General features: G+C 36.9%; 5 protein-coding genes. 1 reads left to right on the top strand and 4 read right to left on the bottom strand.

Annotation, left to right across the window (positions count from 1 at the left end; translation table 11 throughout):
- Window positions 1-158 precede the first annotated feature (158 nt).
- Entirely contained in the window at window positions 159-416 is a 258-nt protein-coding gene (locus tag K737_RS10475; RefSeq protein ID WP_075260314.1) for a DDE-type integrase/transposase/recombinase, read from the top strand.
- A 292-nt stretch (window positions 417-708) separates the two neighbouring features.
- Here K737_RS10475 and K737_RS01940 read toward each other — a convergent pair whose 3' ends face one another.
- From K737_RS01940 to K737_RS01925, 4 genes are all read right to left on the bottom strand, one after another.
- Window positions 709-1,302 carry a P-loop NTPase family protein gene (locus K737_RS01940; protein WP_235075659.1) on the bottom strand — a complete coding sequence of 198 codons (594 nt, stop codon included), beginning with the start codon at window positions 1,300-1,302 and terminating at the stop codon, window positions 709-711.
- Between the two features lie 50 nt (window positions 1,303-1,352).
- Complete coding sequence (locus K737_RS01935) at window positions 1,353-2,030, bottom strand: LolA family protein (protein ID WP_006298661.1); 678 nt, start codon at window positions 2,028-2,030, stop codon at window positions 1,353-1,355.
- A gap of 70 nt (window positions 2,031-2,100) precedes the next feature.
- Window positions 2,101-2,841, bottom strand: coding sequence for a 2,3,4,5-tetrahydropyridine-2,6-dicarboxylate N-succinyltransferase (locus K737_RS01930; protein ID WP_006298663.1), 741 nt, complete (start codon window positions 2,839-2,841; stop codon window positions 2,101-2,103).
- A 30-nt stretch (window positions 2,842-2,871) separates the two neighbouring features.
- Window positions 2,872-4,671 carry a 30S ribosomal protein S1 gene (locus tag K737_RS01925; protein ID WP_006298665.1) on the bottom strand — a complete coding sequence of 600 codons (1,800 nt, stop codon included), beginning with the start codon at window positions 4,669-4,671 and terminating at the stop codon, window positions 2,872-2,874.
- Between the last annotated feature and the right edge of the window lie 540 nt (window positions 4,672-5,211).

The raw sequence follows: 5,211 nt of genomic DNA, 5'->3' as shown, positions 1-5,211 counted from the left end.
TGATTATATAACATACTGCATTGCCCCTCTTTTTTGTTGTATTTGCTTTTATTTCCGCTATCAAAACGATGCTTTTTCACTTCCCACCCTCTCTTTTAAATCGCTTGGATAATTCTTCTTCTACACCTCCAATCCTTTTATATCACACTTTTTTATTCATGAATACAGGTTCTAAGATCCGGACTGATAATGGTGCTCAATTTACCTATGCGCTTCTAGCTGAGCATCTTTGTCCCAAAAACAACCCCCATCCTTTTGATGCAACGTGTAAAGCTCATAAACTTGAGCATAGCCTTACACAATTTAGACATCCTTGGACCAATGGACAAGTGGGGGGCACAAACAGAATTATCAAACAATATACAACAAAAATATATATTATCAGCAATTGGAAAAACTTAAAAAGCATTAGATAGCTTTGGTTTTATATTTCATATTATAATCATCAACGTAAGCTTAACTCATTGAAATATCAAACTCTCTTTGATATCATTCTTAAAGAGTTTGAGCAAAATCCGTCAAATTTTGATCACAATCCAATGATATATGGTGTTGGGACTGGACAATTATTTGTCTATAACGACTAAGCTAACTTTAAGGGCGAATGAGGCGACGTCTATTCTCTATTTAAGAAAAACACTATAGAACTACTCCTTTAATCAAAAAATACATTTTAAATTTAATCACTTTTTATTTTTCACTTAGACTTTACCAGTCTAATGCAGACTTAACAACAGAAATGCTAAGATTAGCACGATGTTTTAAAGTATAGTCGTGAATTTTCCCGACAACATCTCTAATACTAGAAAAAGAGCGATCCATTCGCCTTATCAAAAAATCCAAAATTTGCGGATAAGCAATAAGTCCGACGTCGCGAAAAGCCTTTTTTAAAACCTTTGATAACAACACATCATCAGGCTCTTGAATCTGAGTACACAAAAATGTAATAAAACGAGAGCGCAACGCAGAATGAGAGCAATGAACATGTAAAGGAAAAGCGCTTAGCCACAAACAACACGCTTCCAAAGCGTGCACTTCTTCTAAAAATCTAAACACATCTTGTTCATTAAAACAGTGAGGATCAACATCCAAAACATAGTTTTTTTTAGAATCAACAAAAGAAGGGTGTGCACAAGGCAACCAAACTGCTTGATGCTTTTTGGCCCACAGCATCCCCAGATGAGTTTTTCCACTATCTTTTGGACCGTAAATACTAAGATGCTGAAAAGGCCATTTTTCTTTTTGAATCCACTGAAATGCATGAATATTACTTTTTCCAATGCAAAAAGATGAATCATCCAAAAGAGGATGCCATGATAGCGGTAAAACAGGATGAGTATAAAGCATTATCACTAAAGAGTTGAAGAGGTAGAAAAAGTTTTCGGTAATATAATAACGTTGGTATTAACATCTGTAAGTTCAAGAATAATTTCTCTGTTATGTTCATCGTAAATAGTCCACCCACAAAACTGGGGACCTGCCTCTTTATCTTCTTTAAAAATAAGAACGACCTTCCCTTCTGTAGAATCCTCTTTCTTAACAAGATAAATATACGTGTAAATACCTCGACTTTTTTTTGCAGAAACAATGCGCTCCACACGAACATATCGAAGATCTATCCCTTGAGTATTTAAAACTATTTGCAAAGGAGTTTCTGACAAGTTTACGGAGCTGCTCTCCTCAAGCTCTCCCTGAGAATCAAAAACATACTCTGTAAGATAAGTTCCGTCACAAAGAATTTCTTTTCGCTGTCCCTGACTGTTAATTTCGTAAATAATACGAAGCTTTCCAGGTTTTTGAAGGTACAGCTTTCCCTTAGTACACTTAGATTCACTCGTTTGAAGAAATTTTGCTTCTACAGTATTAAATTTTTTTAAACAATTATTATACACTTCTAAAGAAAGCGGAGATTCAAAGCAAGGAGAAGCATTTCTAGAATCCTTTTCTCCTTGAACGCTTCCAAAGCAAAACACACCAACAAAAAAGACAACTTTAAAAACCATACTAGTCAGTAAATTACACCCAAACAAGCACTTCTCCCCATCGTTAATATTTTTTTTAATTTATTTCAAATTTTTTCGGTTTTGTTCAACAAACCATTCAGCGCAACGCCTCTTCTAAAGCAATTTTAGAATTCGTTTGACTATCACGATATTTCAAAATAATTCCACACTGAAGTGCCAATTGTGTATCGCGAAAAACACTAGAAATAGCCCGAGTCCCAGGAACCACTACAGAATATTCGGGAATTTCTCCGTAATAAACCTCATTCTTCACTGTATCGTACACAGGAATAGAACGTGACAAAGACAACCCAGCCCCTAAAACAGCTCCTTTTTTTACATGAAACCCAGAAGTTACTACGCACCCTGCCCCAACAAAAACATCATCTTCAATAATCACCGGAAGAGATTCAATAGGCTCCAAAACCCCACCAATACTCACACCTGCAGAAAGATGTACGTTTTCACCGATTTGAGCGCAAGACCCCACCAAAACATGGCTATCTACCATACTTCTTGCCCCCAAATATGAACCAATATTAACATAAGAGGGAGGCATAACCACCACCCCCTTTGAAACACACGCTCCCGGTCGAATAGACGATCCAAAAGGGACTATGCGAACACCATCATCAAGAGAAAATCTTCTAGGAAACAAAGAAACTTTATCGATATAATACTGCTCTATAATTCCCATTTCCCTAGAGCCAAATAACGCTAAAATTTTTTGTTTGACCTGTGCATCTACCCCCCAAGTCCCATCTTCTTTCGGATAAGCAGCCCTAATCTCTCCAGATTCCAAAGAAGAAAGAAAAGTCTTAACACAAAAATCAAACATAATTTCCCCTTTAGCTTTTAAAGTAATAACTTATTCTTTTTGCTCCAACGCTCGATCTAAAGCCGAACAAAAACTACTTTCTTTTTCTCCCATGTACTCAGATAAAATACGAGAACGCTCTTCAAGATCTAGAGCTTTTATCGACAAGAGAATTTGCTGAGTTTTAGCATTAACTTTCATTACCTTTGCCTCAATCATATCCCCAACTTTAAAAGAATGAGGATTTTGGTGCACCGCATCTTCAGCAAGTTCTGAGCGGGAAATGAAAGAAAGCGCCCCATCTCCCAAATCCACCTCTATCCCTGAATCCGCAATACGAACTATACGCGCCTTAACATTTTGCCCTTTTTCTATAGATTGCAAACGCTCCATGCTGGCATCACTAGACACTTGTTTTATACTTAGACCGATAAATTCTTCCTCGCAAGAAATCTTGGTGACTTTTAACTGTACTTTTTGGCCGACATGGTACCTAGACAGCGCCTCATCTGAAGGAAGAGTCCAAGAAAGCTCCGACTTATGCACCGCAAATTCAATACCATAAGGTAACGTTACTAACAGACCGAATTCTGTAACTCCCTTAACTTCTGCCTCTAATTGACTTCCTACAGGATGATGTTTAGAAAAAACCTCAAACAAATTTTCTGTACACTGTTTCAAGCCCAAAGAAATCCTTCGCTTCGTTGCATCAATTTCCAGAATCATAACTTTTACTTCATCTTTCTGAGAAACCACTTCAGTAGGAACAACATCTTTTTTATGCCAAGTCATCTCTCGTGCGTGAATAAGCCCTTCAATACCTTCGCTAAGCTCTGCAAAAGCACCATATTCAGTGATATTTGTAATGGTAGCTGTCACAATACTTCCTACTTTATGCATTTCGTGAATTGTCTGCCATGGATCCTTTTCAAGCTGACGCAGTCCTAAAGAAATTCTTTCATTTTCGCGATTAAAGCGAATTACCATCACTTTAACAGTCTGCCCCACACGCAAAACATCTTCAACATTAACCCTTTTGTTATAGGAAAGATCCGAAACGTGCAATAATCCATCAATCCCCCCCAAATCAATAAACGCACCGTAAGGAGCTAAATTTTTTACAACCCCCTCAACAATCATTCCTTGTTTGAGTTCTGACAAAAGACGCGCTTTATCCGAAGCACGCTCTTCTTCTAACACGGCACGACGAGAAACTACAATATTTCCTCTTGCCTCATCGATTTTTACAATGAGAAACATCTGATCAGTTCCAACAAGCTCACCCGAATCTCTAGAAGGACGAATATCCACCTGACTTCCCGGCAAAAACGCAACTGTTCCCCCCAGATCTACGCTCAACCCCCCTTTTACCATTCCCAAAATCTTTCCGGAAATAGGCTTTTTTTCTTCAAAAGCCTGAGCAAGCTTCATCCAAGTAACCTCTTGAATCGCCTTTTGATGGCTCAATATCATGCCACCGTCTCTTCCCTCATAACGCTCTATATAAACATCAACCTGTCCACCTACTCTAAGCGCTTCTCGCTCAGCATCTCCAAACTCTTTTAATAAGACGCGCCCTTCGGACTTAGATGAAACATTGACGATGATGGCGTCATGATCAATGGAAACAATTCTACCTTTTACAATCTTTCCTTCTAAATTTTTTTGATCTTTTAAAGTGTCTTCTAAAAGCGCTTTAAAAGCGTCTTCAAAATTTTTCTCAAGAATGCTCTCTGCTTCTCTATTTTTTTGGGAATTATTGTCAAAATCTTTGCTTAGCATACAGTTCTCTAATACATTTCCTCGGCACCATTGCCGATTCGTGTATATAATATATCTTTTTTTTCTCATTGACAAGTTGTCTTTTTTGAAGAAACAAAAATTCTTTCTCGATCAACGATATCTATTTTTGGCCAAATCAAGTTAGATATGCTCAATCCTTCACAACACTTACGTCCTTTTCCTTCCCTAGCATACAAAAAAATAATTATCTAAATATTGATTGTTTTTATTCGGGATTCTCAATAAATATTTTGCGAGCATTAACACAAAAATATCCAACACCTAACGTTTAATAAAAATTTTACGTTTCCCTTTGAAACGATAATCAATAATCAATTTAAATTATTAATATAGCTAAATCATTATAAAAATATTACGAAAAATGGAATTGAAATAAGTGATTAAATTGAACAAGTTAATGTTCTTCTTATATACGTCATGCTGAATGAAATTGTTTACAAGTTAAATAATGTTTCTTATGCAAAGATTTCTGAAAGAAGAAAAACGTGTTGCGTTAAGAACGCAGCAGATAGGATTAGGGCAGTTTTGTTATCAGGGTGGAGCTCGTCAAATTGCTAAGGCTCTTCTGAGTGACGATCGTAGAGAAGT

Source organism: Holospora undulata HU1, from assembly GCF_000388175.3.
Lineage (GTDB): Bacteria > Pseudomonadota > Alphaproteobacteria > Holosporales > Holosporaceae > Holospora > Holospora undulata_A.
The sequence above is the reverse complement of the archived record's forward strand: the minus strand, read 5'-3'. Positions and strand labels throughout refer to the sequence as shown.